This window comes from Pseudomonas tehranensis (genome assembly GCF_014268615.1).
In the GTDB taxonomy this organism is placed as follows: Bacteria; Pseudomonadota; Gammaproteobacteria; order Pseudomonadales; family Pseudomonadaceae; genus Aquipseudomonas; species Aquipseudomonas tehranensis.
The window spans coordinates 1-26,314 of sequence record NZ_JABWQV010000049.1 but is presented as its reverse complement, the minus strand read 5'-3'; the positions used below and the strand labels follow the sequence as shown (position 1 = coordinate 26,314).

26 protein-coding genes are annotated in these 26,314 nt (G+C 61.3%); 17 read left to right on the top strand and 9 right to left on the bottom strand.

Annotation, left to right across the window (positions count from 1 at the left end):
• Nucleotides 1–63: 63 nt before the first annotated feature.
• A complete protein-coding gene (gene dinG, locus HU811_RS10915; RefSeq protein WP_092454270.1) occupies nucleotides 64–2,208 on the bottom strand; it encodes an ATP-dependent DNA helicase DinG in 2,145 nt (714 codons plus the stop codon).
• A 99-nt stretch (nucleotides 2,209–2,307) separates the two neighbouring features.
• Between dinG and HU811_RS10910 the strand changes: the two genes are divergently transcribed.
• Nucleotides 2,308–2,772: a CopD family protein gene (locus HU811_RS10910; protein WP_092396982.1), complete on the top strand. Its 465-nt coding sequence runs from the start codon at nucleotides 2,308–2,310 to the stop codon at nucleotides 2,770–2,772.
• A gap of 164 nt (nucleotides 2,773–2,936) precedes the next feature.
• On the opposite strand, the gene HU811_RS10905 is transcribed toward HU811_RS10910, so the two are convergent.
• From HU811_RS10905 to HU811_RS10890, 4 genes are all read right to left on the bottom strand, one after another.
• Complete coding sequence (locus HU811_RS10905) at nucleotides 2,937–3,695, bottom strand: collagen-like protein (protein ID WP_186655825.1); 759 nt, start codon at nucleotides 3,693–3,695, stop codon at nucleotides 2,937–2,939.
• Nucleotides 3,688–3,960 carry a DUF1145 domain-containing protein gene (locus tag HU811_RS10900; RefSeq protein WP_186655823.1) on the bottom strand — a complete coding sequence of 91 codons (273 nt, stop codon included), beginning with the start codon at nucleotides 3,958–3,960 and terminating at the stop codon, nucleotides 3,688–3,690. Before HU811_RS10900 ends, HU811_RS10905 begins: the two co-directional genes overlap by 8 nt.
• Before the next feature lie 145 nt (nucleotides 3,961–4,105).
• Nucleotides 4,106–4,831, bottom strand: a complete 726-nt coding sequence (locus HU811_RS10895) for a PA1041 family peptidoglycan-binding anchor lipoprotein (RefSeq protein WP_186655822.1) — start codon at nucleotides 4,829–4,831, stop codon at nucleotides 4,106–4,108.
• 90 nt (nucleotides 4,832–4,921) lie between these two features.
• Nucleotides 4,922–5,617 carry a PA1041 family peptidoglycan-binding anchor lipoprotein gene (locus HU811_RS10890; RefSeq protein WP_186655820.1) on the bottom strand — a complete coding sequence of 232 codons (696 nt, stop codon included), beginning with the start codon at nucleotides 5,615–5,617 and terminating at the stop codon, nucleotides 4,922–4,924.
• 192 nt (nucleotides 5,618–5,809) lie between these two features.
• On the opposite strand from HU811_RS10890, the gene HU811_RS10885 reads away from it, so the two are divergent.
• The 4 genes from HU811_RS10885 (at nucleotide 5,810) to HU811_RS10870 (ending at nucleotide 7,560) form a co-directional block, all read left to right on the top strand.
• Nucleotides 5,810–6,307, top strand: coding sequence for a DUF6231 family protein (locus HU811_RS10885; RefSeq protein WP_092396974.1), 498 nt, complete (start codon nucleotides 5,810–5,812; stop codon nucleotides 6,305–6,307).
• A gap of 14 nt (nucleotides 6,308–6,321) precedes the next feature.
• A complete protein-coding gene (locus HU811_RS10880; protein WP_092396972.1) occupies nucleotides 6,322–6,798 on the top strand; it encodes a YchJ family protein in 477 nt (158 codons plus the stop codon).
• A gap of 67 nt (nucleotides 6,799–6,865) precedes the next feature.
• Complete coding sequence (locus HU811_RS10875) at nucleotides 6,866–7,351, top strand: LEA/WHy family protein (protein WP_092396970.1); 486 nt, start codon at nucleotides 6,866–6,868, stop codon at nucleotides 7,349–7,351.
• Nucleotides 7,352–7,356: 5 nt separating this feature from the next.
• Nucleotides 7,357–7,560 carry an SEC-C metal-binding domain-containing protein gene (locus tag HU811_RS10870; RefSeq protein ID WP_186655817.1) on the top strand — a complete coding sequence of 68 codons (204 nt, stop codon included), beginning with the start codon at nucleotides 7,357–7,359 and terminating at the stop codon, nucleotides 7,558–7,560.
• A gap of 260 nt (nucleotides 7,561–7,820) precedes the next feature.
• Here the strand turns inward: HU811_RS10870 and HU811_RS10865 are convergent, their stop codons facing one another.
• Nucleotides 7,821–8,378 carry a cysteine hydrolase family protein gene (locus HU811_RS10865; protein WP_186655827.1) on the bottom strand — a complete coding sequence of 186 codons (558 nt, stop codon included), beginning with the start codon at nucleotides 8,376–8,378 and terminating at the stop codon, nucleotides 7,821–7,823.
• Between the two features lie 140 nt (nucleotides 8,379–8,518).
• On the opposite strand from HU811_RS10865, the gene HU811_RS10860 reads away from it, so the two are divergent.
• The 4 genes from HU811_RS10860 to HU811_RS10845 all read left to right on the top strand — a co-directional run bounded on the left by HU811_RS10860 (nucleotide 8,519) and on the right by HU811_RS10845 (nucleotide 14,873).
• Nucleotides 8,519–9,163 carry a glutathione binding-like protein gene (locus tag HU811_RS10860; protein ID WP_186655815.1) on the top strand — a complete coding sequence of 215 codons (645 nt, stop codon included), beginning with the start codon at nucleotides 8,519–8,521 and terminating at the stop codon, nucleotides 9,161–9,163.
• Nucleotides 9,164–9,444: 281 nt separating this feature from the next.
• Entirely contained in the window at nucleotides 9,445–11,895 is a 2,451-nt protein-coding gene (locus tag HU811_RS10855) for a penicillin acylase family protein (RefSeq protein ID WP_186655813.1), read from the top strand.
• 264 nt (nucleotides 11,896–12,159) lie between these two features.
• On the top strand, nucleotides 12,160–13,185 hold the full coding sequence (locus HU811_RS10850; RefSeq protein WP_186655812.1) for a ligase-associated DNA damage response exonuclease: 1,026 nt from the start codon (nucleotides 12,160–12,162) through the stop codon (nucleotides 13,183–13,185).
• Nucleotides 13,182–14,873, top strand: coding sequence for an ATP-dependent DNA ligase (locus HU811_RS10845; RefSeq protein WP_186655810.1), 1,692 nt, complete (start codon nucleotides 13,182–13,184; stop codon nucleotides 14,871–14,873). Before HU811_RS10850 ends, HU811_RS10845 begins: the two co-directional genes overlap by 4 nt.
• 36 nt (nucleotides 14,874–14,909) lie before the next feature.
• Here the strand turns inward: HU811_RS10845 and HU811_RS10840 are convergent, their stop codons facing one another.
• Nucleotides 14,910–16,820 (bottom strand): hypothetical protein, encoded by a 1,911-nt coding sequence (locus tag HU811_RS10840; protein ID WP_186655808.1) that lies wholly within the window; start codon nucleotides 16,818–16,820, stop codon nucleotides 14,910–14,912.
• A gap of 325 nt (nucleotides 16,821–17,145) precedes the next feature.
• On the opposite strand from HU811_RS10840, the gene HU811_RS10835 reads away from it, so the two are divergent.
• The 7 genes from HU811_RS10835 to pdeM all read left to right on the top strand — a co-directional run bounded on the left by HU811_RS10835 (nucleotide 17,146) and on the right by pdeM (nucleotide 24,690).
• A complete protein-coding gene (locus HU811_RS10835) occupies nucleotides 17,146–17,928 on the top strand; it encodes a transporter substrate-binding domain-containing protein (RefSeq protein WP_186655806.1) in 783 nt (260 codons plus the stop codon).
• A 57-nt stretch (nucleotides 17,929–17,985) separates the two neighbouring features.
• Nucleotides 17,986–18,714: an ABC transporter permease gene (locus HU811_RS10830; RefSeq protein WP_092397737.1), complete on the top strand. Its 729-nt coding sequence runs from the start codon at nucleotides 17,986–17,988 to the stop codon at nucleotides 18,712–18,714.
• Nucleotides 18,711–19,421: an ABC transporter permease gene (locus tag HU811_RS10825; protein WP_186655804.1), complete on the top strand. Its 711-nt coding sequence runs from the start codon at nucleotides 18,711–18,713 to the stop codon at nucleotides 19,419–19,421. The genes HU811_RS10830 and HU811_RS10825 overlap by 4 nt, the downstream gene beginning before the upstream one ends.
• Before the next feature lie 27 nt (nucleotides 19,422–19,448).
• Nucleotides 19,449–20,567: a succinylglutamate desuccinylase/aspartoacylase family protein gene (locus HU811_RS10820; RefSeq protein ID WP_092454249.1), complete on the top strand. Its 1,119-nt coding sequence runs from the start codon at nucleotides 19,449–19,451 to the stop codon at nucleotides 20,565–20,567.
• Nucleotides 20,568–20,580: 13 nt separating this feature from the next.
• Entirely contained in the window at nucleotides 20,581–21,345 is a 765-nt protein-coding gene (locus tag HU811_RS10815; protein WP_092396952.1) for an ABC transporter ATP-binding protein, read from the top strand.
• A gap of 202 nt (nucleotides 21,346–21,547) precedes the next feature.
• On the top strand, nucleotides 21,548–24,034 hold the full coding sequence (locus HU811_RS10810) for a ligase-associated DNA damage response DEXH box helicase (RefSeq protein ID WP_186655802.1): 2,487 nt from the start codon (nucleotides 21,548–21,550) through the stop codon (nucleotides 24,032–24,034).
• Nucleotides 24,034–24,690 (top strand): ligase-associated DNA damage response endonuclease PdeM, encoded by a 657-nt coding sequence (gene pdeM / locus HU811_RS10805; protein WP_186655801.1) that lies wholly within the window; start codon nucleotides 24,034–24,036, stop codon nucleotides 24,688–24,690. The genes HU811_RS10810 and pdeM overlap by 1 nt, the downstream gene beginning before the upstream one ends.
• A 68-nt stretch (nucleotides 24,691–24,758) precedes the next feature.
• Here the strand turns inward: pdeM and HU811_RS10800 are convergent, their stop codons facing one another.
• Both HU811_RS10800 and dcd read right to left on the bottom strand, forming a co-directional pair.
• Complete coding sequence (locus tag HU811_RS10800; protein ID WP_186655798.1) at nucleotides 24,759–24,974, bottom strand: hypothetical protein; 216 nt, start codon at nucleotides 24,972–24,974, stop codon at nucleotides 24,759–24,761.
• Nucleotides 24,975–25,076: 102 nt separating this feature from the next.
• A complete protein-coding gene (dcd, locus tag HU811_RS10795) occupies nucleotides 25,077–25,643 on the bottom strand; it encodes a dCTP deaminase (RefSeq protein ID WP_003184751.1) in 567 nt (188 codons plus the stop codon).
• Between the two features lie 354 nt (nucleotides 25,644–25,997).
• On the opposite strand from dcd, the gene HU811_RS10790 reads away from it, so the two are divergent.
• Nucleotides 25,998–26,207, top strand: coding sequence for a cold-shock protein (locus tag HU811_RS10790; protein ID WP_002554837.1), 210 nt, complete (start codon nucleotides 25,998–26,000; stop codon nucleotides 26,205–26,207).
• The last annotated feature ends 107 nt before the right edge of the window (nucleotides 26,208–26,314 follow it).

Below are 26,314 nucleotides of genomic sequence, written 5' to 3'. Positions count from 1 at the left end.
TCGCAGGCTTCGCCAGCTCCTACAGGGCCTAGCGGTCCCTCGCCACAGCAGTCATTGCACGCGTCAGGAAATCTCCCGGCGGAACGGCGGCAGGGCGTTGAGGATCGCCTTGCCGTAGCGCTGGGTCACCAGTCGGCGGTCGAGCAAGGTGATGGTGCCGCGGTCTTCTTCGGTGCGCAGCAATCGACCACAGGCCTGGACCAGTTTCAGCGAGGCGTCCGGCACGGAGATTTCCATGAACGGGTTACCGCCGCGGGCTTCGATCCATTCGGCCAACGCGGCTTCCACCGGGTCGTCCGGAACCGAAAACGGGATCTTGGCGATCACCACGTGCTCACAGTAGGCACCGGGCAAATCCACGCCTTCGGCAAAACTCGCCAGGCCGAACAGCACGCTGGAATCCCCGCCGTCGACCCGCGCCTTGTGCTTGTTCAGGGTTTCCTGCTTGGACAGGTTGCCCTGGATAAACACTTGCTTGCGCCAGTCACGGTCGAGGCCGTCGAAGACGTCCTGCATCTGTTTACGCGAGGAAAACAGCACCAGGGTACCCCGCGAGCCTTCCACCAGTTCCGGCAGGTCGCGAATGATCGCCGCCGTGTGGGCGGCGGCATCCCGCGGATCGGCCTTGAGGTCCGGGACCCGCAGCACGCCGGCGTCGGCATGATGGAAGGGGCTCGGAACCACGGCGGTCACGGCTTTTTTCGGCAGGCCGGCGCGCATGCGGAAACGGTCGAACGTGCCCAGGGCTGTCAGCGTGGCGGAAGTCACCAGCGCGCCGTAGGCCACATTCCACAGGTTGCGACGCAGCATTTCCGCCGCCAGGATCGGGCTGGCATTGACCTCGATGTCGAACAGCGAGCCGCTTTCGGCCAGGGTCAACCAGCGCGCCATCGGCGGGTTGTCTTCCGGGTCTTCAGTGGTGAACGCGGTCCACAACTCCCAGTTTCCCTGGGAGCGGGACAGCAGACTGCCAAACAGCGGGTACCACTCCTCGGCCTGGTTGCTGGCGATACCGATATTGACCTCGCCATCCATGCCTTCCTTGAGCAGGTCGGTCAGACGGGTGAACAGGTCGGTCAGGCGGGCGAAGCCTTTCTTGAGCTCGACGCCCATCTCGCGCATGTGCTCGGGAATGACGCCGCCGACAAAGCGATGGCGAGGTCGATCACGACCCTCGACGTCTTCGCCGGGCTTGAAATCCGCCACTTGCTCGCAGGCACTGAACATGAACTGCTGGTTCGTCTTGATCTCACGGGCCAGCTCGGGCACCTGTTCGATGAACTTGCCCAGGTCACCCGGCAGCGGGTGTTGAGCCAACAGCTTGGTGAGGTTCTTGGCGGTGGTTTCCAGCCAGTCAGCGGTGGAGCGCAGCCGGGTGTAATGGGCGAAATGGCCGATAGCCTTGTCCGGCAGGTGGTGACCTTCGTCGAACACATAGATCGTGTCACGCGGATCCGGTAGCACCGCGCCCCCGCCCAGGGCCAGGTCGGCCAGGACCATGTCGTGGTTGGTGACAATGACGTCGACCTTGCCCATGCCTTCGCGGGCCTTGTAGAAGGCGCACTGGCCGAAGTTCGGGCAATGACGGTTGGTGCACTGGCTATGATCAGTCGTCAGGCGTGACCAGTCGGCGTCTTCCAGGGCGGTGGACCAGCTGTCGCGGTCGCCGTCCCATTTATTGCCGGCCAGTTTTTCGATCATGCTGGTAAACAGCTTCTGACTGGCCTCATCGACTTCGATCTTGAAGCCTTCTTCTTCGAACAACTGGGCCGTGGCGGTCTGCGCCTGGCCTTCCTGGAGCAACATGTCGAGCTTGGACAGGCACATGTAGCGCCCACGGCCCTTGGCCAGGGCGAAGCTGAAATTCAGCCCGCTGTTGCGCATAAGGTCAGGCAGGTCCTTGAAAACGATCTGCTCCTGCAAGGCAATCGTGGCCGTGGCGATCACCAGGCGTTTGCCGGCGGCCTTGGCGGTGGGGATTGCCGCCAGGCTGTAGGCCACGGTCTTGCCGGTGCCGGTGCCAGCCTCCACCGCCACGACGGCAGGCTCGCCACTGCGCCGGCCTTCGTCGTCGGTGTCGATGTCACCCAGGACTTTTGCCACCTCGGCAATCATCAGGCGCTGGCCATATCGCGGTTTGAGGCTCTTGGCTTCGAGAAAACGCGAATAGGCGCCCTGGATCGTGGTTTTGAGTTCGGTGCTGATCATGAATGGTCGGGCGCTAAAAACGCTGGATAAATTTTCAGTGGTTCGGATCGGCGGCTATCATACCCCGCTAATGAATCCTGCGCAGAACGGAGTAACTCAATGACACCCTTTGCCCTCGTCTACACCCTGCATTTACTGGCGGCCCTGATCTGGGTCGGCGGCATGTTCTTCGCTTGGATGATCCTGCGCCCCGCCGCAATTGCGGCCCTTGAGGGCCCGGCCCGACTCAAGTTATGGGTAGAAGTGTTTCAGCGTTTTTTCGTTTGGGTCTGGGTGGCGGTGGTGCTTTTGCCGATCAGCGGTGTGGGCCTGATCCACATGCGCTTCGCCGGCTTTGAAACCGCGCCACGTTATGTGCAGATCATGATGGGCTTGTATGTGGTGATGACGGCGTTGTTTATTCGCATCCAGGGGTTGCAGTTGCCAGCACTGCGCAACGCCGTAGCAGCCCAGGACTGGCCGACTGGCGCGGCGGTGCTGGGGAAAATCCGGCAACTGGTGGGGATCAATCTGTTGATCGGGTTGCTGGTGGTGGCGATTGGCGCGGCGCGGCCGATGTTCTGACGCGCCGTGTAGGAGCTGTCGAGTGCAACGAGGCTGCGATCTTTCCCCAGACAATTGAATCGTGAGCAAACGCCTCACAGATCAAGATCAAGATCAAGATCAAGATCAAGATCAAAAGATCGCAGCCTTCGGCAGCTCCTACAGGGTATTCGCAGATCGATGCTTCAGAACCGCTGCACCGTCACCGCCCCCGCTGCTCCGGCGGGTCCTGGCTGGCCATCGGCACCCGGGCGACCGCTTTTGCCACCGTCGGCGGTATAGACGAAACACCCCTTGGCCTTGCCGCCAGCGCCGGGTTTACCTCCGGGGCCGGCGGCGCCGCCCGCGCCCCCCTCCACCGTTACCTTGATCTGCTCGGCTGGATAGTCACGGGGCAGTTCCAGACGCACCTGCGCACCGGCCGCACCCGGCTGGCCATCACTGCCATTGCTGCCGTCGGCACCGCGACCGGCTGCTCCCCACGTACAACCCGGCGCCTGGCCGTTGGCGCCGTCGAGGCCCACGTAACCTGGCGCACCGGTTCCACCGCGGGCATCCACCGACAACAACGGCGCATTCAAGGCATTGAAGCGCAGATTGAGATCACGCCCCGGTCGTGCCGCTTTGGTATAGGTTCCGGGCGCGCCCCGAGCCGTGATCTGACTGCCGTCGGCCAGTTCCCCCTCGGCAACTTTTATCTGCAGTGCCTGTTGCGCGGGCACGATGGCGATCCGCGCTTCGCGCCCCAGGCGCAGTTGGCCAATGGACAACTCAGTGACGTTGGCAGGCACCAGCAACGTGCCGTAATCGGCCACCTCCAGACGCTCCAATGTCAGGGCGCTGGTGGTATTGGGCAGGCGCATCAAGGAATGGCTTTCAACCTGGATCACTTGGGCACTGGCCCAGGGGCACACGAGTGCGACAAGCAGACACAATTTACGCATGGGAAGCCTCGGTGGCGATCGGGAGGGTTTGCAGGTGGAAGATGCCGAACAGCAGCACTCGCAGACGATCACGGCCTGAAGCGGGCCGGCCGCGCAAGCTGGCTCGATACAACACCAGTTCCAGCAAATGGATCGCCAGCAACATCGCTGCGCCGAAATTGACCAGCAGATGCAGCGGATGAACGAACGGCATGACCAGGTTGACCAGCACCACCAGCCAGAACAGCAGGGTCAACAAGCGCCCCAGCGCCCATAACAGCTTCATACATCCCCCCGGTAAGTATTATTCTTTGCACGCACAGTAACGGCTTGCGCGCAGAATAAGCCAGAGGCCAGGGCAAATTTAATCTGACGCAAACCTCGGCTCGCCGGGTCGCCCCACTGGCGACCCAACGGCTCTGGCACGCGGCTCAGCGCTGGATATGCAGCTCGACCCGACGATTCTGCGCCCGCCCCTCATCGGTCTCGTTGTCGGCCACCGGCTCGCTTTCACCTTTGCCTTCACTGGTGAGTTTGTCCGGTGAAAGCCCCTGGGTGAGCAGATATTCCACCACGCTGCTTGCTCGGCGCTCGGACAGCCCCTGGTTGTAGGCATCAGTGCCTACGCTGTCGGTGTGCCCCACCACGCGGATACTGGCGACATTGGCATGACTCAATTTGCTCATCAGCCCATCGAGTTGGCTTCGCGCGTCTTGAGTGAGATCGGACTTATCGAAGTCGAACAGCACCTTGCCGGCATCGTTGAGGGTGATTACTTCAGTGGCCGGTGCCTGAGGTTCAACCGGCGGTGCGCTGGCCGGGTATTGCGGCAACGGGCAGCCGTGATGTTCAACCGGGGTATTGGCCGGCGTGTCGGGACAACGGTCACGGCGGTCGAACACGCCGTCATCGTCCTCGTCGCCATCCTGGGCGTAGCAGATCAGGCCACCGGTCAGCAGCCCCAGCGCAGCGCCGCCCGCCGCCCAGCCGCTGCTTTCGAGGGCCCCCAGGCCGCCGCCAACCAGACCGCCGATCAAGCTACAGACTGGCCAGGTGCGTTGATTGAGCGGTGCGCCGCCATCGCTGTGAGTGGCACAACCTGACAATAGACTGCCTGCCAGCATTACCGGTAAGGCGGCCCTGAGTAGCACGTTCATGGTGAATGCTCCTGTGTTACCGGCCCATACCGGTCACACAGGAGTAAAGACCCGCATCCGCGACTGTACAAGCCGCGGCTGACGGGGGCTTCAGCGATTTATCTTGATCTCCGTGCGGCGGTTCATGGCCCGACCATCGGCGGTGCTGTTGTCCGCCACCGGCTGGCTCTCACCGGCACCCTCCACCGAAACGAAGCTGGCACGGGGCACGCCGCTCTCGACCAGGTATTGCACCACCGAGTTGGCCCGTTTATCAGACAGGCGCTGGTTATAGGCATCGCTGCCGACGCTGTCGGTGTGGCCGGTGACGCGCAGTTGCGCGGTGGACGTTTCCTGTTTCAGTCGGGTTGCAATCGTGCTCAGGACCTCCTTGTCTGCCGCGGTCAGCGTGGCCTTGTCGAATTCGAAATGCACGTCACGGATCACAATGGTTTCTTCCTGGACCACCACGGCCTCTTCAACCATCGGTGCCGGTGCCGGTGGCGGGCAGCCGTCGGCATCGACTTGCACGCCCTTAGGCGTGCCCGGACATTTGTCGCGGCTGTCCGGCACGCCATCGCCATCCTCATCGCCGTCGCCATGCACCCAGCAGTAAGCCGCTGCCATGGTGCCGACAAACAATGCACCGCCGCCGGCCCAGGAGGTGCTTTCGATGGCGCCCAATCCAGCGCCCGTCACGCCGCCGACCGCCGCGCAGGTCGGCCAGTCGGTCTTCTGCAAACCTGCGCAACCAGTCAACACACCGGTCAGCAGAACCAAGGGTAACGCTGTGCGAACTATGCTCATTGGGTTTTCTCCTTGAGGGATCGGCTTTGCGCCGATTCAGGGGAGTAAAGACCCGACTCCGCATCCGCGCCAGCATCACGCTATCGAGGTTTTTGCCCCCTATTTGCCGTAGATCGATACGTTTAAGCACAAACCGCTCTAGGCCATGGGGTCCGCGCAGGCTATCGTGGCGGCTCTGACTGAGGAACTTCGATGACCGTTGCCATTTCTTCCCGTACGCCCCAGCAAGCCCTGGCTGCCGTGCTGGACCGTTATGCCCCGCAAAAACTGCTGTTGATCGGTGCCAGCAGCTTCCCTGCCCTTGAAGCGTTCCAACAGGCGCATCCAGATACTGAAGTGGTCCACGCCGCACCTGGCGCCCTTCCGGCGGACGTGGCGGCGCGGCGTTTTGACCTGGCCCTGGCCCTTGATTGCCTGGAGCATTTACCCAAGCGCGACGGTCTGAACCTGTTGGGTGGCATCCGCAATCTCAACGCCAGCCGTATCGCCGTGCTGGCGGACCTCAATGCCTGCGGCTGGCAAGAAACAGATTTCTTTTCCCTGGCCCTGCAGGCCAGCGAGCGATTCCAGCGCGAGGAGCAGGTGCTGACCCTGTTTACCTACGATCTGCTTGAATACAAACAAGTCCCTGACTGGCTCAACTCACGCTTTTGGGCCAACCCGGAAAACTTTGGAAAATACTGGTGGTAGCCGTGAACACAAGCATGCACACAACCATTTGCCCCTGCGGCAGTGGCAACCCACTGGACGCCTGCTGCGGCCATTACCACGATGGCCACCCGGCGCCCTGCGCCGAGGCCTTGATGCGCTCGCGTTACAGCGCCTACGTGCTGGGACTGGTGGACTATCTGGTGGCCACAACCTTGCCTGCTCAGCAGGACGGCCTGGATCGCCAATCCATCAGCGAGTGGAGCGCCAAAAGCACCTGGCTGGGACTGGAGGTGGAAAGCAGCGAAGTCTTCGGTGGCCAACCCGAACACGCCTTTGTCACCTTCACCGCACGCTGGCACGACGGCCAGGGAGAACACAGCCACCGCGAACAGTCATCCTTCGTACAGAACGGCGCACGCTGGTACTTCATCGACCCGACGGTGCCAGTCAAGACCGGACGCAACGACAACTGCCCGTGCGGCAGTGGACATAAATTCAAGAAGTGCTGCGCAGGCTACTTTAATCGCTGATATCGCAATCGTCCGACGCTGTTGCGCACGCCAGCAGGCTAGACTGGGATAAACCAGAGGCACGGACATGACCCTTTCATCACATCTGCTGCGCATCACTTGCCTGCTGCTGTTCGTCGGGCTCGGCAGTTGTGCGTCCTGGCGAGGTGATGAGGCCCCTGAACCGCAGGTGCATCTGACCAAGGTCGAGGTGGTACGGGCCCGGTTGGTGGAGCAGAAGTTCATGCTGCACTTTCGTGTGGACAACCCCGACGACAGCGATTTGACCGTGCGCGGCATAACCTACCGCATTCATCTGGGCGACCTGTTGCTGACCGAAGGCGAGCATGAGCACTGGTTCACGGTGCGTCCCGGGCATAGCCGCTACTTCAGGGTTCCGATCCGCACCAATCTGTGGCCGCAAGTGCGCAAACTGGTGAAAATGCTCGAAAAACCTCGCCAGCAGATCCCCTACCGCCTGGAAGGTGAGCTGGAAACCGGTTTATTCATCGCTCACTACGTGCACCTGAGGCGCAATGGCGTGATAATCGCCGCCGATTTTATTGCGGAGTAACCCCGATGACCCAGCAACCCCACGTTCATGGCCCTGATTGCAACCACGATCATGACCATCACCACGATCATGATCACGGGCATGTCCATGGCCCGAACTGTGGCCACTCCCACCAGGAACCGGTGCGCAACACCCTGAAGGATGTCGGCCGCAACGACCCTTGCCCATGCGGCAATGGCAAGAAATTCAAGAAGTGCCACGGGGCTTGATGGCCAGGGCGAAGATTATCTTCGCCTGTTGAATCGTCCTCGCGAGCAGGCTCGCTCCCACAGGGATTTGGGGTACAGGGAAACCGGAACCACCACAAGACCGCTGTGGGAGCAAAGCTTGCTCGCGATGACCGATGCACATTCAAAATTGATGCAAGCTGACCCACCGCTATCGCGAGCAAGCTTTGCTCCCACAGAAGAAGTTTGGGTGCCGGGAAATCGAAGGCTAAACCCGCCAAGACAGTTGCCCCCACGGTTAATCAACCGACCTCGAGGATGTGCTTCACGCTGACCACCGTCGCATACTCGCCATGCAAGTTGCCCAGCGACATGGCATGCACCTCGCCAGCCGAATGGGCATTACCAAAATAATCAGCCTTGTCGAAGGTAAAACACGCGTCTTCGGCCACCCAGGTGTCGAATCCCAGATTGCCGGCCGTACGCGCCGTGGACTCCACCGAGTTGTTCGTCGCCACGCCCACGATCACCAATTGTCCAATCCCTGCTTCATGCAGGTCCGCCTCCAGGCACGTGCCGCAGAACGCATCTGGCACCTGCTTTTGAACCAGCCTTTCCCCGGCCAATGGCTCGAACCGTTCCTGAACCTCCACTCCCGATTGCCCAGGCCAGAACACTGAGTCTGGCGAGCGGGACAGGTGGTGGACATGAATCACCGGCCGTGCCGATTGTCGCCAGAAATCGAGCAACTCGAGCATGCGCAGCTCCGCACTGGGGTTGTTGCGAGGGCCTAGCCTGGGATGAAGGATGCCTTTTTGTTGATCGATAAGAATCAACGCTGCGTTTTTCTGTAACTCCATACCGGTTTTCTCGTGCTCGATCATTGAATTTTCCACACTTGAGCATCACCTCTTCGTACAGGCAAGCCTTTCGGCAATCAGGACGACCTCCCCCCGTCATTTGTTGTCCATCCATCACGCTGTCTTATCTGGAGCCCTCCATGATCGACCTGTATTACTGGACCACACCCAACGGCCACAAAATTTCGTTGTTCCTCGAAGAAGCCGGCATGCCCTACAAGGTGCACCCGATCAACATCGGCCAGGCCGAGCAGTTCAAGCCCGACTTCCTGAAGATCGCCCCCAACAACCGCATTCCGGCCATCATCGACCACGAACCCGCCGATGGCGGCGAGCCGATTTCGCTGTTCGAGTCGGGCGCGATCCTGCTGTACCTGGCGGAAAAAACCGGCCAGTTCATCCCTGAGGATTTGCGCGGACGGCAAGAAGTGTTGCAGTGGCTGTTCTGGCAAATGGGCGGCCTGGGGCCGATGGCCGGGCAGAATCATCACTTCAGCCGGTTCGCCCCGGAAAAAATTCCCTACGCGATCAAGCGCTATATCGACGAAACCGCTCGTCTGTATGGTGTGCTGGATCGCCGCCTGGCGGACCGTGAATTCGTGGCGGGCAACGCGTACAGCATCGCCGATATGGCGATTTATCCGTGGACCGTTTCACACCAATGGCAAAGCCAGCGGCTGGAAGACTTCCCGAACGTGCAGCGCTGGTTCAATCGCATCCAGGAGCGCCCGGCCACCGCCAAGGCCTATGCCCTGGTGGACAAGGTCAACCCGCCTAAAGCCTAACCCTTCTGAAACACCCAACACCCTGTGGCGAGGGGATTTATCCCCGCTTGGGGCGCGAAGCGGCCCCGTATCCCTGCACCGCGCAATGTCCGGCGGGACGCAGGGGGCTGCTCCGCAGCCCAGCGGGGATAAATCCCCTCGCCACAAAAGCGTGAACATCGTTGATGTGCAGGCTTTCATCGCCCAACCAACAAATAACTCCCGCCCCCGCTTGCGCGCCCTCCTCCTGCTCACTAACGTAGCGCCTTTATCGGTGTCCCCCCTCCCGCAGGAGCTTTGCCATGGCCTCGCCAGCCTCTATTTTTTCCTTCCCCCGGCTCGGCGTTGCCGCCGCAGTGGCCAGTGTGCTCGGTCTGAGCGGTTGCCAGACCTGGAACGCCCAGGACACTGTTCCTCCGACGTCCGGCGTACAACCGCTCAAGGGACTGGCGCAGAACGTCTCGGTTCGACGCAATGCCATGGGTATGCCGCTGATCGAGAGCAACAATTTCCATGACGCCCTGTTCAGCCTCGGCTACGTCCATGCCAGCGACCGCATCAGCCAGATGGTGACCATGCGCCTGCTGGCTCAGGGTCGTCTGGCAGAAATGTCCGGCGCCGAACGACTGGACGTCGATCGCTACATGCGTGCGGTCAACCTGAAGAAAAGCGCCGACGAGCTGTACAAAGCCTCCTCGCCGCGGCTCAAACGCTTCTTCGAAGTCTATGCCCGTGGCGTCAACGCCTATCTGTTCCGCTACCGCGACAAATTGCCGGCAGACCTGGCCGCCACCGGCTACAAACCCGAATACTGGAAACCCGAAGACTCGGCGCTGCTGTTTTGCCTGCTCAATTTCAGCCAGTCGGCCAACCTGCCGGAAGAAATCGCCGCGCTGGTGCTGGCCCAGACCGTTAGCAACGACAAACTGGCCTGGCTGAGCCCGTCCTACCCGGACGAACAACTGCCGATGGCCGAGGCCGATAAGCTCCAGGGCCTGCGGCTCAACGGCCAGGTCCCGGGCCTCAACGAAGTCAGCAAGGCCAGCGCTCAGTTGTCCGAGCTGAACTTGCTGAATATTGCGTCCTCCAGCAACTGGGCCATCGCCCCGCATCGCAGCCGCAACGGCAAGAGTCTGCTGGCCAGCGACAGCCATGGCCCATTGAGCGTGCCGTCACTGTGGGTTCCCGTGCAGATTCGTGCGCCCAAGTATCAGGCAGCCGGGGTTTCCGTGGCGGGCATCCCGATGATTCTGGCGGGGTTCAACGGCAAAGTGGCCTGGAGCATGAGCAGCGTATTGGGCGACAACCAGGACCTGTTCCTGGAAAAAATCCGACGCCAGGGCAATGGTCTGTCCTACGAGGTCAACGGCAAATGGCAACCGGTGATGGTCCGCAACGAGACCTACTTCATCAAAGGCCAGCGGCCGATTCGCGAAGCCGTGTATGAGACCCGCCACGGCCCGCTGCTCAACAGCGTCCAGGGCTCGGCCATGGCCAACGGTCTTGGTCTGGCCTTGCAGACGCCGAGCTTTAGCGACGACAAAACCCTGGACGCGTTCTTCGACTTGTCCCGAGCGCAAAATGTCGAGAAAGCCTCTGATGCCAGCCGTGAAATCCGCGCCATCGCGGTGAACATGATCTTTGCCGACGCCAGCCACATTGGCTGGCAAGTTACCGGGCGCTATCCGAACCGCCGCGAAGGCGAAGGCCTGTTGCCATCGCCCGGTTGGGAAGGTCGCTACGATTGGGATGGCTACGCCGACCCGATGCTGCACCCCTACGATCAGGATCCGACCCAGGGCTGGCTCGGCGCCGCCAACCAACGGGTCATTCCCGACGGCTACGGCATGCAGTTGTCCAATTCCTGGGGCGCACCGGAGCGCGGCGAGCGCATGGCCGAGCTGGCCGGGGCCGGCAAGCACGACAGCCGCAGCCTGACTGCCATGCAATATGACCAGACCACGACCTTTGCCGCCAAGCTCAAGAAAGTCTTCGAAGCCCCGGGCATGGCCCAACCGCTCAAGCAGGCGATCGACGCGCTGCCAGTGGCGGACCGGGCCAAGGCTCGCGAGGCCTATACCCGACTGATGGCTTTCGATGGCCGGCTCAGCCCAGGCTCCGCCGATGCGGCGATTTATGAACTGTTTCTGCAGGAAAGCATGCAGCAGATTTTCCTCGACGAACTTGGCCCGGACAGCAGCCCGGCGTGGAAAGCGCTGCTCGCCAACGGCCAATTGTCCTACTCGGCCCAGGCCGATCACTTGCTCGGTCGCGAAGACAGCCCGTTCTGGGACGACGTGCGCACACCGCAAAAGGAAGACAAATCGGCGATCCTGGCCCGCAGCCTGGCAGCAGCCATCACGGCTGGCGACAGCCAGTTGGGCGGTGACCACAAGGCCTGGCAGTGGGGCAAGCTGCATCGCTACGAATGGAAGAACAGCAGCGGCCAAAGCGTGCGCGGCCCGCTGCCTGCCGGCGGCGATGCCTCCACGCTCAACAGCTCGGCATTCGCCTGGGGCGAGGATTTCAACACCACCCTGGCGCCGGCCATGCGGTTCATCGTCGACTTCGGCCAGCCCGAGCCGTTGATGATCCAAGGCGGCACCGGCCAGTCCGGCAACCCTGCCAGCCCGAACTACGTCAATGGCATTGATCCATGGCTCAAGGGGCACTATCAGAACCTGCCATTGCAGCCGCAGAACTTTGAGCGGGCGTACGGCAAGGCGCGCTTGACCCTGGTGCCTGGCAAATAACCGCAGGGTTTACGGTGGCAAGGGCACTAGCACCGTGTAGGAGCTGTCGAGTGCAACGAGGCTGCGATCTTTATCCGCTCCAATTGAGTCCTGAGCGAAAGGTCAAAAGATCGCAGCCTCGTTACACTCGACAGCTCCTACAGGGGCGCTGCCCAGTCAGAGCGTGCAATCCAAGATTCTCGGTGCTGGCGCGCAACAAAACCCAATAGAACTTCTCCTCCCGCCCCCGCCTCTACCAGACAAGCCCATCTTCCCGGTGAATGCATGGATCTTGTCATTGCCCGCCCCGAAGGCCTGTACTGCCCGCCTGGAGATTTCTACATTGACCCCTGGCGTCCGGTGGAACGTTCGGTCATCACCCACGCCCACGGCGATCACGCCCGTGGTGGCAACCAACACTACCTGGCAGCGGCCCCCGGCGAAGGCATTTTGCGGTCGCGGCTGGGCCAGGACATCAACCTGCAAACCCTGGCCTACGGCGAGTGTTTGCTGCACCACGGGGTGACCTTGAGTTTTCATCCTGCCGGCCACGTACTGGGTTCGGCCCAGGTGCGACTGGAATACAAAGGCGAGGTCTGGGTGGCATCCGGGGACTACAAGGTCGAACCCGATGGCACCTGCGCGCCGTTCGAGCCGGTGAGGTGTCATACGTTCATCACCGAATCCACCTTTGGGCTGCCGATCTATCGCTGGCAGCCACAAGCGCAGGTCTTCGACGAAATCAATCAGTGGTGGCGCGACAACATTGCCGTCGGCCGGGCCAGCGTGCTGTTCTGCTATTCCTTTGGCAAGGCCCAGAGGATTCTCCACGGAATCGACGAGAGCCTGGGCCCGATCCTGGCCCACGGCGCGGTAGAACCCCTCAACCGTGTCTATCGCGAGGCTGGGATCCGTTTGCCAGCGACGATCTATGCCGGCGATATCAAAAAGAACGACCTGATCATGAACCAGGCGCTGATCATCGCCCCACCTTCAGCCGGTGGCAGTACCTGGATGCGCCGTTTCGGTGACTACAGCGACGCCTTCGCCAGCGGCTGGATGCGCCTTCGGGGCACCCGTCGGCGGCGCGGCGTGGATCGGGGTTTTGTGCTGTCCGACCACGCCGACTGGCCCGGCCTGCTCTGGGCCATCGAACAGACCGGCGCCGAGCGAGTGATGGTCACCCACGGCTCAGTCGGCGTACTGGTGCGCCATTTGTGCGAGCAAGGCCTGGATGCCCAAGGCTTCAGCACCGAATACGGTGACGATGAAGAAGACTTGGGCAGCGCCACCGGCGAGGACGCATTATGAAAGCCTTCGCCCAGTTGTATGCCGAACTGGACGCCACCACTTCCAGCAATGCCAAGCTCGCTGCCATGCAGGATTACTTCACCAAGGCCCCGCCCCAGGATGCCGCGTGGGCCGTATATTTCCTCTCTGGAGGGCGTCCGCGACAATTGGTGCCGGTCAAGACCTTGAGGGAATTGGCGGTGCAGATATCCGGCTTGTCGCTGTGGCTGTTCGAAGAATGCTATCAGGCCGTGGGCGATCTGGCTGAAACCATCTCGCTGGTGCTGCCGGAGTCACCTCACCGCTCCGACGAAGGCCTGGCGCTGTGGATCGAAGAGAAACTCCTGCCGCTGCGCGGTGAATCGCCCGAGGTGCTGGCGCTGCGGCTGCCGGCGTTGTGGGCGCAACTCGACCGAGCCAGCCTGATGCTGTGCATCAAGCTCATCACCGGCAGCTTCCGGGTGGGTGTGTCGAAGTTGCTGGTCACCCGCGCGCTGGCCGCCATGGCCGGGCTGGACAGCAAACGGGTCGCCCAGCGGCTGGTGGGGTATACCGACCTGTCCCATCGTCCGACCGCTGCTGGCTACCTCAAGCTCATCGCTGCCGAATCCGAGGATGAGCACGCCCAGCGCGGCGGCCAGCCTTATCCGTTCTTCCTGGCTCACGCGTTATCGCAAGCGGTGGAGCAATTCGACACGACGCTGGGGCCGGCCAGCGACTGGCAGGTGGAATGGAAGTGGGACGGAATCCGTTCCCAGGTGGTCAAGCGCGATGGCCATTTGTGGGTCTGGTCCCGGGGCGAAGAGCTGGTCACCGAGCGCTTCCCCGAATTGCACAGCCTGGCGCAGGCGTTGCCCGACGGCACGGTGATCGACGGCGAAATCGTGGTCTGGAAAGCCGCGCCGCCAACCACCGCGGATGCCTTCGATCCGGATACGCCGCTGGAACCGAGGGTGCAGCCCTTTGCCCTGCTGCAACAACGCATCGGCCGCAAAACCCTGGGCAAGAAAGTCCTCGAAGACGCCCCCGTGGTGGTGATGGCCTACGACCTGCTGGAATGGCAAGGCGCGGACTGGCGCAGTCGTCCCCAGACCGAGCGCCGCGAGCAGCTGGAGGCGCTGATTGCCGATTGTCGCAGCGCGGTGCTGCTGCCGTCGCCGATCGTCACTGGCGATGACTGGTTCGACCTCGCCCGGCAGCGCGAAGCATCCCGCAGCCTCGGCGTCGAAGGCATGATGCTCAAGGCCCGCGACGCACTGTACGGCGTTGGCCGGACCAAGGACATGGGGGTGTGGTGGAAGTGGAAAATCGACCCGTTCAGTGTCGACGCGGTCCTGATCTATGCGCAACGCGGGCATGGCCGCCGCGCCAGCTTGTACAGCGACTACACCTTTGCTGTCTGGGACAACCCGCCGGGCAGCCGCGAACGCACACTGGTGCCGTTCGCCAAGGCGTATTCGGGGCTGACCGATGAACAAATGCGTCAGGTCGACAGCATCGTGCGCAAGACCACCGTGGAGAAATTCGGCCCGGTGAGCAGCGTCACGCCGACCCTGGTTTTTGAGCTGGGCTTCGAGGGCATTGCATTATCCAAGCGCCACAAGAGCGGGATCGCTGTGCGCTTCCCGCGGATGCTGCGCTGGCGCCAGGACAAGAGCGTCGAGGAGGCGGACACGCTGGCGACGCTTCAGGATCTGTTGAAAGCGTGACCGCTCTGCTCCGCACAGGGCCAGCGTCGGCCCGGGTCATGACGCCCTCCACGTCAAGGCGAAAATACTTTCACCCGGCACTTCAAAACGGATGCGTCCATCCCGGCACTGAACAGGGGCATCGCGCTGGCGGCTATCAGGACCGAAAAGGACGAGGGATGGGCAGGCAGTGCCCGCGCCCTGCAGGCTTATCCGTTGCAGACGGTCGCCCTTGTTTACGCCCAGCACGCTGCGTTCGTTGCCGCGGGCCATCGCCAGGGCATCGACCTCGAACGCGCTGTTGTCCATACGCACAACCTGATCGAGCCAGTGCGACTGGATGAATTGCTGCGCCAAGCCTACCGGTTTGAGCTCGAAACGATCAGGCCCTGTCAGGCGGATCATGCCTTTGAGGTGATGCGGATCGTCAGCGGCCGGAAACCAATTGAGCACGTCGAGCCAACCATCCTGGGCTGAGTTGATCGCAACCGAGGCCCACCAGAGCGATGCGAAGCGCGTCTCCTGTTCATAGGGGCTCACGCTTGAGCCACTGGAGATATTGGTCTGGTCCAGCAACAACGCCTTGCGTGGCCGGCCATCGGCTTGCAGGCCGACGACTTCGGCGGCCCGGCGCACGGAGTCGCGATAGACCCGCGTAGCCAGCAGGTCGCGAATCATCCACTCGTGCCAGGCCAAAGCATCGATTTTCGGTGCCGATTCGTCGAGCATGCGCCGAGCCCAGTCGATGCCACGGTGCTGGGCACCTTGTCGAATAAACGGTCCGTTGACGAAGCGCGAGCTGGCGGGCATGGCGATACGCACGCCGGCCTCCCGCGCCCCGGGGTAGTTGAGCACCTGACGATACATGACGTCGAAGAAGCGCTTGTACGTCGCATAATCCGGGTAGTTGTAGTTGGGTTCGTCGGCAAACGAGAGGTAGTGCGTGCCGCTACCCAGGGCCACGGTGGCCGCCAGCCAGGCGTTCAGGCCGGCAAAGGTCTGGCTGTCGGCCTCCAGGTCGGCCTTACGCCCGGAGCCTGCGAGCAAGGTGATGTTGGTATCGATACCACCGCGCTCCAGATAAAAACGCCTGAAAGCATCTTCGTAATGGGGCTGAGCGGCCATGACGTCGATAATGCTGTAAAAGCTACCCGCACGGGGCTTGAGCGCCTCGAGAGCGTCATAGCTTGCCGGCGGCGCAAGCAGGTAGGGCAAGGCTAAGCCCAGGCGCGGCGTGGGCCCCAGCATTTCGGGGTGCAGGGCGAGTTCGGTACGGCCGCTGTCCTGTCGCAGCGGCTGCAAGTGCTGAGGACGCTGGGCGAACAGGTTGGCGGTACCGTCCAGCCAGAAGGCCGCTTTGCCTGCGCCTTGCAGGCGCAGGCGCCAATCTTGATCCTTATCGCTGACGGGTAAGGCCATCTGGTCGAACTTCGGGTACTCCTGGTAGGGCTTGAGCCTCAGTTCGACTTTTTTACCATCTCCCAGGCGCTCGGCATTCAGAGCCCTGACGCCGCCGAAATACTTGCCTGCCAAAATCGCCTGCTCACCGGCGCGGACCTTGAAATACAACTCGACGTTGGCGGGAGTCTCAACGCTGAAGTGCACCTTCGTCGGCGCGAACAGGGCGACGGTTTTGTCGTCGTGCTCGAAGCGATAGCGCCTGAAGCTATAGCCCGGCACTTCCACGCGGTAGCTGGCGGCGCTAGCGGGCAATGCCCAGTCTTGTTTGCCGCTACCTTCGCTGGCGGAAATAAAACGCTCGTCGCGCAACTGCCCCTGCCCGTCCAGCAGGTAAATACGTTCTTCATTAGCATCGTCTTGCCAGGCCGGTACCCAACTGACGTGCAACGTGTCGTCGCGCCCCGCCTGCAAATAGAGACTGCCGTCCCGAACATCGCCCCAGCGCATGGGTGCGGCCAGAGCCAGACTGCTGAACGCTAGCGTTACTATCACAGCAATGCATTTCATCGTGTGCTTTCCACAGTCTTCAGCTTAGGCGCTTGGCGCTCTACCATCGTCGACCTATACAGTAGCCGCTATGAAACAGGCGTGAGGAAAATAGTGTGAATCTCCCCCTGCGCCTATCGCGTCCGCGTCATTCTGGTGCGCCTTTTGAGGTCTGTTCATCCCCGCGCACCATCACGTCCCGTCGGCTGCCGCCAAAGTTTTTAAAACGCTTGTTCGGCACTCTGGTTCGGAAATTGCTACCTTTATGCCGTCATACCGTTCTCGCCTTCACCGGTAACAATACTTACGCGCCACAAGCGCTCATATTGGTTTTAGGGATTGAATAATGAAAAAAGCACTGCTGACCCTTTCTGCACTGGCGTTGTGCATGGCCGCCGGCGTCGCCACGGCCAAGGAATACAAGGAACTGCGTTTTGGTGTCGACCCGTCCTATGCCCCGTTTGAATCCAAGGCCGCTGACGGTAGCCTGGTAGGTTTCGATATCGACCTGGGCAATGCAATCTGCGACGAATTGAAGGTCAAGTGCCGCTGGGTCGAAAGCGATTTCGACGGCATGATCCCGGGCCTGAAGGCCAATAAGTTCGACGGCGTGATCTCGTCCATGACCGTCACCCCGGCCCGAGAAAAAGTCATCGACTTCTCCAACGAGCTGTTCTCCGGCCCGACCTCGTATGTGTTCAAGAAGGGTTCCGGCCTGAGTGAAGATGTCGCGTCTCTCAAAGGCAAAACCGTCGGTTACGAGCAAGGCACCATCCAGGAAACCTATGCCAAAACCGTACTGGACAAGGCTGGGGTCAAGACCCAGGCCTACCAGAACCAGGACCAGGTTTATGCCGACCTGACCTCCGGCCGCCTCGATGCGTCGATCCAGGACATGCTGCAGGCCGAACTGGGCTTCTTGAAATCGCCAAAAGGGGGTGACTATGAAGTCAGCAAACCCGTGGACAGCGAACTGCTGCCTTCCAAGACCGCCATCGGTATCAAGAAAGGTAACAAAGAGCTGAAGGCACTTTTGGATAAAGGTATCAAAGCGTTACACGACGATGGCACGTACGCCAAGATCCAGAAGAAACACTTTGGCGATCTGAATCTGTACAGCGGCAAATAATGCGCAGCGCCCATCCGGCCTCGGATGGGCGCTTTTTTTCTGCCTAAGGCCTCTTTCATGTTCGAACAACTCCTACAAAATCTGGGGCTCAGCGCCTTCAGCCTGCAGGGCTTCGGCCCGCTGCTGATGCAGGGCACCTGGATGACCATCAAGCTGGCGGTCCTGTCTTTGTTACTGAGCGTTTTGCTCGGCCTGCTGGGGGCTAGCGCCAAGCTGTCCAGCGTCAAACTGCTGCGTATCCCGGCCCAGCTCTACACCACGCTGATTCGTGGCGTGCCGGACTTGGTGCTGATGCTGCTGATCTTCTACAGCCTGCAAACCTGGCTGACCTCTTTTACCGACTTCATGGAATGGGAATACATCGAGATCAACCCATTCGGCGCCGGGGTCATCACCCTGGGCTTCATTTATGGCGCGTACTTCACCGAAACCTTTCGCGGCGCGATTCTCGCGGTGCCCCGGGGTCAGGTCGAAGCCGCCACGGCGTATGGCCTCAAGCGTGGCCAGCGGTTCCGTTTCGTAGTGTTTCCGCAAATGATGCGCTTTGCCCTGCCGGGCATTGGCAATAACTGGATGGTGATGCTCAAGGCCACCGCACTGGTGTCGATCATCGGCCTGGCCGATTTGGTCAAGGCCGCCCAGGATGCCGGCAAAAGCACTTACCAACTGTTTTACTTCCTCGTGCTCGCGGCGCTGATCTACCTGCTGATCACCAGCGTGTCCAATGTCGTCCTGCGCTGGCTTGAACGCCGTTACGCTGCCGGCGCACGGGAGGCGGTGCGATGATCGAACTTCTTCAGGAATACTGGCGGCCGTTCCTCTACAGCGACGGCAATCACATCACTGGCCTGGCCATGACAATGTGGCTGCTCAGCGCCTCGCTGCTGATCGGCTTCGTGGTCTCGATCCCGCTGTCCATCGCCCGGGTTTCACCCAAGGTCTATGTACGCTGGCCCGTGCAGTTCTATACGTACCTGTTCCGCGGCACGCCGCTCTACATACAACTATTGATCTGCTACACCGGCATCTACAGCCTCGAAGCGGTGCGCGCCCAGCCCCTGCTCGACAGCTTCTTTCGCGATGCCATGAACTGCACGATCCTGGCCTTCGCCCTGAACACCTGCGCCTACACCACGGAAATTTTCGCCGGGGCGGTTCGCAACATGAACCATGGCGAAGTCGAAGCAGCCAAGGCTTATGGCTTGACGGGCTGGAAGCTGTACGCCTACGTGATCATGCCTTCGGCGTTGCGGCGTTCGCTGCCGTACTACAGCAACGAAGTCATCCTGATGTTGCACTCGACGACCGTGGCGTTCACCGCTACCGTTCCAGACGTGCTCAAAGTCGCCCGGGACGCCAACTCGGCCACCTTCCTGACCTTCCAGTCGTTCGGTATCGCCGCGTTGATCTACCTGACCGTGACCTTTGCACTGGTGGGCCTTTTCCGCCTCGCCGAACGCCGCTGGCTGGCCTTTCTCGGGCCGACTCACTAGGGCTTCTGTTTCAGGACATACACGCACATGCGCCACCAGATTCATGACCTGCTGGCCCCACTGCCGGGGACCGCACGCAAGATCCACAGCTTTCACTTCGGCCCGGAAAAAGCCGTCGGCAAAATCTACATCCAGTCGTCCCTGCACGCCGACGAGTTGCCCGGCATGCTGGTGGCCTGGCACCTCAAGCAGCGTCTGGCCGAACTGGAAGCTTCGGGCCACCTGCGGCACGAAATCGTGCTGGTGCCCGTGGCCAACCCCATCGGCCTGGAACAAGTGCTGATGGACGTGCCGCTGGGCCGCTACGAAATGGAGAGCGGGCAGAATTTCAATCGCCGCTTCGTCGACCTGAGCGAAGAGATCGGCAACCAGATCGAAGGCCAGCTCACTGACGATCCACAGCACAACCTGATGCTGATCCGCAAACACCTGCGCGACGCCCTCGCCCGCCAGACCGCCAGCACGCAATTGCAATCACAGCGCCTGGTCCTGCAACGACTGGCCTGCGACGCCGACATGGTGCTGGACCTGCATTGTGATTTCGAAGCGGTCGCCCACCTCTACACCACCCCCGAAGCCTGGCCCCAGGTCGAGCCGCTGGCCCGCTACATCGGCGCCGAGGCGAGCCTGCTGGCCACGGATTCGGGCGGTCAGTCGTTCGATGAATGTTTCACCCTGCTCTGGTGGCAACTCAAGGAGCGCTTCGGCGAACAGTTCGAAATTCCGCTGGGCAGTTTTTCGGTCACCGTCGAACTGCGCGGCCAGGGCGACGTCACCCACGACCTGGCGAGCCTCGACTGCCAGGCCCTGATCGAATACCTGATCCGTTTCGGCGCCATTGACGGCGAACCGATGCCCTTGCCCGACCTGCCCTACCCGGCTACGCCGCTGGCCGGCGTGGAGCCGGTGGCGACGCCGGTCGGCGGCCTGCTGGTCTACAGCGCCGTGCCCGGGGAGTACCTGGAGGCGGGGCAACAGGTGGCGCAAATCATCGACCCCATCAACGATACCGTCACCCCCGTTCATTGCTGCAATGCCGGGCTGCTGTACGCCCGCTCGCTGCGTCGCATGGCCACTGCCGGCATGGTGATCGCCCATGTCGCCGGCGCCGAAGCCTACCGCAGCGGCTACCTACTTTCGCCTTGAGGATGCATGCCCCATGTACAAACTGACCATCGAAGGCCTGCATAAGAGCTATGGCGAACATCAGGTGCTCAAAGGCGTTTCGCTCAAGGCCAGGACCGGCGACGTCATCAGTCTGATCGGCGCCAGCGGCTCGGGCAAAAGTACCTTTTTGCGCTGCATCAACTTTCTGGAACAACCCAACGACGGCGCAATGACCCTGGACGGCCAGGCGATCCGCATGATCAACGACCGCCACGGCATGCGCGTGGCCGACGAGAATGAGCTGCAGCGCATCCGCACCCGCCTGGCCATGGTTTTCCAGCACTTCAACCTGTGGAGCCACATGACCGTACTGGAAAACATCACCATGGCGCCGCGCCGGGTGTTGGGCGTCAGTCAGCAGGAGGCCGAGGACCGTGCCCGTCGTTATCTCGACAAGGTCGGCCTGCCGGCGCGAGTGGCCGAGCAATACCCGGCGTTTCTTTCCGGTGGCCAGCAACAGCGCGTGGCCATCGCCCGCGCACTGGCGATGGAGCCGGAGGTGATGCTGTTCGACGAACCCACCTCAGCCCTTGACCCGGAGTTGGTGGGAGAAGTCTTGAAAGTGATCCAGGGCCTGGCCGAAGAAGGCCGGACCATGATCATGGTGACCCACGAAATGAGCTTCGCCCGCCAAGTGTCGGATCAGGTGCTGTTTCTGCACCAGGGCCTGGTGGAAGAAGAAGGCGCGCCGCAAGACGTGCTGGGCAATCCCAAGAGCGAGCGGCTCCAGCAATTTCTCAGTGGCAACCTGAAATAAACCTCGATGCAACCCGTAGGAGCTGGCGAAGCCTGCGATCTTCTGATCTTGATGCCTCGCTCGGGACTCAATTGCAGTGGAAAGGATCGCAGCCTCGTTTCACTCGGCAGCTCCTACAGGGCAGCTCGTACATGATGCGTTAAAACCTTTCACATCCCGCCGCGGTCACTGAAAGAAGACTTTCAGAGCGCACGCGGCGGGTATGGCGACATCCAGCAATTTCGCAAACCAATGGTTCAGCGCCCGCGGCTGGAAGCCGTTCGCCTTTCAAAAACAAGTGTGGGCTGCGGTCAAACGTGGCGAATCCGGGCTGCTGCACGCCAACACCGGGGCCGGCAAGACCTACGCTGTGTGGTTCGCGGCGCTCAACCGGTTCGCCCGCCCGGCGCCACCGCCGGATAAACCCCGTAAACGCAAACCCGTGGCCGAACCGCTGACGGTCTTGTGGATCACGCCGATGCGCGCGCTGGCCGCCGATACAGGCAAAGCCCTCGAAGCCCCCCTGGCAGAGTTGCAGATTCCCTGGAGCGTCGGCCTGCGCACCGGCGATACCAGCGCCAACGAACGCGCCCGCCAGGGCCGACGCCTGCCCACTGCGCTGATCACCACACCCGAAAGCCTGACCCTGATGCTCGCCCGTGCCGATGCGCAAACGGCCGCCTCGACGCTGCGCATGGTCGTGGTGGATGAATGGCACGAGTTGCTTGGCAACAAACGGGGGGTGCAGTTGCAATTGGCTTTGGCGCGCTTGCGGCGCTGGCATCCCCAGCTCATCGTCTGGGGCGTCTCCGCCACCTTGGGTAACCAGTCCCACGCCGAGCAGGTACTCATCCCACAAGGCAACGGCATTAGCGTGCAAGGGGCCAACGGCAAGGCGCTACGGGTCGATACGCTGCTCCCCCCGGCCCTCGAACGTTTCCCGTGGGCCGGCCACATCGGTCTGAAGATGCTGCCCCAGGTCGTAGCTGAAATAGACGCGAGCAGCAGTTGCCTGGTTTTCACCAACACCCGGGCGCAATCGGAAATCTGGTATCAGGCCATTCTCCAAGCCAGGCCGGACTGGGCCGGGCTGATCGCGCTGCATCACAGTTCATTGTCCCGGGAAACTCGCGACTGGGTAGAGCAGGCCCTCAAGGAAGGGCAGCTCAAGGCGGTGGTCTGCACATCCAGCCTGGATCTGGGGGTGGACTTCTTGCCAGTCGAACGGGTCCTGCAAATTGGTTCGGCCAAAGGCGTGGCGCGGCTGATGCAGCGCGCCGGGCGTTCCGGTCATGCGCCGGGGCGGACCTCGCGGGTCACGCTGGTGCCGACCCACAGTCTGGAGCTGATCGAAGCCGCCGCCGCGCAAGACGCCGTGGCTCAACGGCGCATCGAACCCCGGGAATCGCCCCACAAGCCGCTGGATGTGTTGGTCCAGCATCTGGTCAGCATGGCCCTGGGCGGCGGCTTCCTGCCTGACGAACTGTTCGAGGAAGTGCGCGGCGCCTGGGCCTACCGGGACCTCAACGAAGCCGAATGGTCCTGGGCCCTGGCCTTCGTGCGCCATGGCGGGCTGTCATTGACCGCCTATCCCGACTACCGGCGGGTCGAACCGGACGAACACGGCGTGTGGCGAGTCCCCGATGCGCGACTGGCACGACGTCATCGCATGAGCATTGGCACGATTGTCAGCGACGCCAGCCTGCAATTGAAGTTCTGGAGCAAAGGCGGTGGTGGCAAGACCTTGGGCAGCGTGGAGGAAGGCTTCATCGCTCGCCTGCGGCCTGGAGACGGCTTTCTGTTTGCCGGACGCTTGCTGGAATTGGTCCGCGTTGAAGACATGACCGCCTACGTGCGACGCAGCCAGGCCAAAAAAGCCGCCGTGCCGCGCTGGAACGGTGGGCGGATGCCGCTTTCCAGCGAGCTGGCCGCCGCCGTCGTGGCCCGTCTGAGCGAGGCCGCCGCAGGCCGCTTCGATGGCCCGGAGATGAGCGCCGTGCAGCCCTTGTTATCAACTCAACAACGCTGGTCCGGTTTGCCCACGCAAGAAACATTGTTGGCTGAGAGCCTTAAATCCCGCGAGGGCTGGCACTTGTTTCTGTATCCCTTTGCCGGGCGTCAGGTTCATCTGGGGTTGGCGAGCCTGCTGGCCTGGCGCGTCAGCCAACAACAGCCGGTGACGTTTTCCATCGCGGTGAACGATTACGGCCTGGAACTGCTCAGCGCCACGGCACTGGACTGGACGCAGCACCTGGGGCCGGAACTCCTGAGCGCCGACCACCTGCTGGCCGATGTGCTGGCGAGCCTGAACGCCGGAGAGCTGGCGCTTCGACGCTTTCGCGAAATCGCCCGGATCGCCGGACTGGTATTTGCCGGCTATCCCGGCGCGCCCAAAAGTACCCGCCAAGTCCAGGCGTCCAGCGGGTTGTTCTTTCAGGTGTTCAAGCAATACGACGCCGACAACCTCCTGCTGGCCCAGGCCGGGGAAGAAGTCCTGCGTGAAGAACTGGATATACGTCGACTGGAGCAGACCTTGGAACGCCTCAATACCTTGAAGCTCGACCTGCATACCATCAAACGCCCCACCCCACTGGGTTTTCCGTTGCTGGTGGAGCGATTCAGGGAAAGCATGAGTTCGGAGAAGCTCGCCGATCGCATCCGGCGAATGGTCAGCGAACTGGAAAAGACCGCCGACCGTGGTGACGCCTGATGCCGGCGCCCTATCCCGTCAGCCTGGCCGGTGAAGAGCTCTGGCTATTGCCGGAAAAAGCCCTGTATTGGCCTGCCCAGCAAACCCTGATGGTCGCCGATGTGCATTTCGGCAAGGCCGCTGCTTATCGCAGCCTTGGCCAACCGGTGCCCCATGGCACAACGGCCAGCAACATCGCCGTGCTCGACGGGCTACTGGCGAGCCTACCGTGTCGCCAACTGATTTTCCTGGGCGACTTTCTCCACGGCCCAGGTTCCCATGCCCCCGGCACGTTGAAGGCCCTTTTTAGCTGGCGTGAACGCCATCAGCACCTGGCCATGACGCTGATTCGCGGCAATCACGACAAACGCGCCGGCGATCCGCCGCCAGCACTGAACATCCGGGTCGTGCCGGAGCCTTTGTTGCTCGGGCCTTTCGCCGTACAACATGAGCCCGATCCGCATCCCAGCCGCCACGTCCTGGCCGGCCATGTGCATCCCGTCTACCACCTGAGCGGCAAAGGTCGGCAACGGCTGCGCCTGGCCTGCTTCCGGCTGGCCAGCGATATCAGCCTGCTACCGGCCTTTGGCGCATTCACAGGCGGTCATCGGGTCGAACAGGACAACGACTGCAGGATCTTTGTCATTGGAGATAACGAGATATGGCCGATCAGCTGACAGCCTGAAGCGGCAAGCGGCAACGTGTCCCCTTGCCGCTTGCCGCTTGTAGCTTCCAGTAACTGAGATCAGGCAACAGGCGCAGGAGGCGGCTCATCCGGCAGGGTCGGTTCACCGGGCTCAGTGGGTTCGATGGGCTGTTCGTTGGGGGTATCGGGATCAGGCTGGCCTGGAATACCGCCCGCCGCTTCGGCAGGATGGGCCAGCAATGACCAAGCCATGACACCGATCTGATTGGGCTCAAGCTTTGCCAGTTCGGCACTGATTCGCGGATCGATCTTCATAGAGCAACTCCTGGGCGAAGGCCCGCTGCGCTGAGGCAAAAAAACGGGCAGTACACCCCATAGAGTGCCTGCTCGCCCAGGAATTCAAACTGTTCGTCAGAATCAGGTACGCGGCAGCGTTACGCCGCGCTGGCCCTGGTATTTACCACCACGATCCTTGTAGGACACTTCACATTCTTCATCGGACTCAAGGAACAGCATCTGTGCCACACCCTCGTTGGCATAGATTTTTGCCGGCAAGGTCGTGGTGTTGGAGAACTCCAGGGTCACATGGCCTTCCCATTCAGGCTCCAGCGGCGTGACGTTGACGATGATGCCGCAGCGCGCGTACGTGCTTTTACCCAGGCAGATGGTCAGCACGTTACGCGGGATACGGAAATACTCGACGGTGCGCGCCAGGGCAAATGAGTTCGGTGGAATGATGCAGACGTCGCTCTTGACGTCGACGAAGCTCTTCTCGTCGAAGTTCTTCGGGTCCACAGTGGCCGAGTTGATGTTGGTGAACACCTTGAATTCATCGGCGCAGCGCACATCGTAGCCGTAGCTGGAGACGCCGAAGGAAATCAGCCGATCGGCGCCTTCGCCACGCATCTGGCGCTCGACGAAGGGTTCGATCATGCCGTGCTCTTGCGCCATGCGGCGAATCCACTTGTCCGATTTGATGCTCATGGCGGTTTCCTGAAATAGCGAGGTGGAAAAAATACGTCCGGCATCTTACCGGGGCGCGAGGCCGGGTTCAAAGTGCGGGACGTAAATCTCGCCGATCCACCTTGATTTCCTGGTCCTGACGGCAATACCGCTCGCCGTCAGTCACCAAAACCGAGAAACCTTCGCAAAGACCATTGGCACGTACCGGAAAAAGGGTTAAGGTGGCGCCACTGTGCTGCTTGTGTCACTGAGAATCTCTACACGATATGTTGAATTTCGATCCAACCATCTACAAGAATTTTTCCTGCTCTTTGCACTCAGTCTCGGCCAGGGTTCTTCCTGAGTCGCAGTTATCTTTGTTCAAGGAGTTACACCATGTCTAATCGCCAAACTGGTACCGTTAAGTGGTTCAACGATGAAAAAGGCTTCGGCTTCATCACTCCACAATCCGGTGACGACCTGTTTGTTCACTTCAAAGCAATCCAATCCGACGGCTTCAAAAGCCTGAAAGAAGGCCAACAGGTTTCTTTCATCGCTACCCGCGGTCAGAAAGGCATGCAAGCTGAAGAAGTTCAAGTTATCTAACTTGTCCTTGCTTTAGTAAAAAGCCCCGCCCTCAAAAGCGGGGCTTTTTTGTGCCTGTGTGTTTTTGCCCACGCACAAAAAATGTGGGAGCGGGCTTGCTCGCGAAA

Bases quoted from the DNA above. Each gene is read 5' to 3' on its own strand.
- HU811_RS10905 (WP_186655825.1), bottom strand. From the start codon at position 3,695: ATGCGTAAATTGTGTCTGCTTGTCGCACTCGTGTGCCCCTGGGCCAGT.
- dcd (WP_003184751.1), bottom strand. From the start codon at position 25,643: ATGAGCATCAAATCGGACAAGTGGATTCGCCGCATGGCGCAAGAGCAC.
- pdeM (WP_186655801.1), top strand. From the start codon at position 24,034: ATGCCGGCGCCCTATCCCGTCAGCCTGGCCGGTGAAGAGCTCTGGCTA.
- HU811_RS10830 (WP_092397737.1), top strand. From the start codon at position 17,986: ATGTTCGAACAACTCCTACAAAATCTGGGGCTCAGCGCCTTCAGCCTG.
- HU811_RS10815 (WP_092396952.1), top strand. From the start codon at position 20,581: ATGTACAAACTGACCATCGAAGGCCTGCATAAGAGCTATGGCGAACAT.
- HU811_RS10845 (WP_186655810.1), top strand. From the start codon at position 13,182: ATGAAAGCCTTCGCCCAGTTGTATGCCGAACTGGACGCCACCACTTCC.
- HU811_RS10850 (WP_186655812.1), top strand. From the start codon at position 12,160: ATGGATCTTGTCATTGCCCGCCCCGAAGGCCTGTACTGCCCGCCTGGA.
- HU811_RS10800 (WP_186655798.1), bottom strand. From the start codon at position 24,974: ATGAAGATCGATCCGCGAATCAGTGCCGAACTGGCAAAGCTTGAGCCC.
- HU811_RS10810 (WP_186655802.1), top strand. From the start codon at position 21,548: ATGGCGACATCCAGCAATTTCGCAAACCAATGGTTCAGCGCCCGCGGC.
- dinG (WP_092454270.1), bottom strand. From the start codon at position 2,208: ATGATCAGCACCGAACTCAAAACCACGATCCAGGGCGCCTATTCGCGT.
- HU811_RS10875 (WP_092396970.1), top strand. From the start codon at position 6,866: ATGACCCTTTCATCACATCTGCTGCGCATCACTTGCCTGCTGCTGTTC.
- HU811_RS10895 (WP_186655822.1), bottom strand. From the start codon at position 4,831: ATGAACGTGCTACTCAGGGCCGCCTTACCGGTAATGCTGGCAGGCAGT.
- HU811_RS10885 (WP_092396974.1), top strand. From the start codon at position 5,810: ATGACCGTTGCCATTTCTTCCCGTACGCCCCAGCAAGCCCTGGCTGCC.
- HU811_RS10890 (WP_186655820.1), bottom strand. From the start codon at position 5,617: ATGAGCATAGTTCGCACAGCGTTACCCTTGGTTCTGCTGACCGGTGTG.
- HU811_RS10840 (WP_186655808.1), bottom strand. From the start codon at position 16,820: ATGAAATGCATTGCTGTGATAGTAACGCTAGCGTTCAGCAGTCTGGCT.
- HU811_RS10855 (WP_186655813.1), top strand. From the start codon at position 9,445: ATGGCCTCGCCAGCCTCTATTTTTTCCTTCCCCCGGCTCGGCGTTGCC.
- HU811_RS10825 (WP_186655804.1), top strand. From the start codon at position 18,711: ATGATCGAACTTCTTCAGGAATACTGGCGGCCGTTCCTCTACAGCGAC.
- HU811_RS10900 (WP_186655823.1), bottom strand. From the start codon at position 3,960: ATGAAGCTGTTATGGGCGCTGGGGCGCTTGTTGACCCTGCTGTTCTGG.
- HU811_RS10860 (WP_186655815.1), top strand. From the start codon at position 8,519: ATGATCGACCTGTATTACTGGACCACACCCAACGGCCACAAAATTTCG.
- HU811_RS10865 (WP_186655827.1), bottom strand. From the start codon at position 8,378: ATGGAGTTACAGAAAAACGCAGCGTTGATTCTTATCGATCAACAAAAA.
- HU811_RS10910 (WP_092396982.1), top strand. From the start codon at position 2,308: ATGACACCCTTTGCCCTCGTCTACACCCTGCATTTACTGGCGGCCCTG.
- HU811_RS10790 (WP_002554837.1), top strand. From the start codon at position 25,998: ATGTCTAATCGCCAAACTGGTACCGTTAAGTGGTTCAACGATGAAAAA.
- HU811_RS10870 (WP_186655817.1), top strand. From the start codon at position 7,357: ATGACCCAGCAACCCCACGTTCATGGCCCTGATTGCAACCACGATCAT.
- HU811_RS10880 (WP_092396972.1), top strand. From the start codon at position 6,322: ATGCACACAACCATTTGCCCCTGCGGCAGTGGCAACCCACTGGACGCC.
- HU811_RS10820 (WP_092454249.1), top strand. From the start codon at position 19,449: ATGCGCCACCAGATTCATGACCTGCTGGCCCCACTGCCGGGGACCGCA.
- HU811_RS10835 (WP_186655806.1), top strand. From the start codon at position 17,146: ATGAAAAAAGCACTGCTGACCCTTTCTGCACTGGCGTTGTGCATGGCC.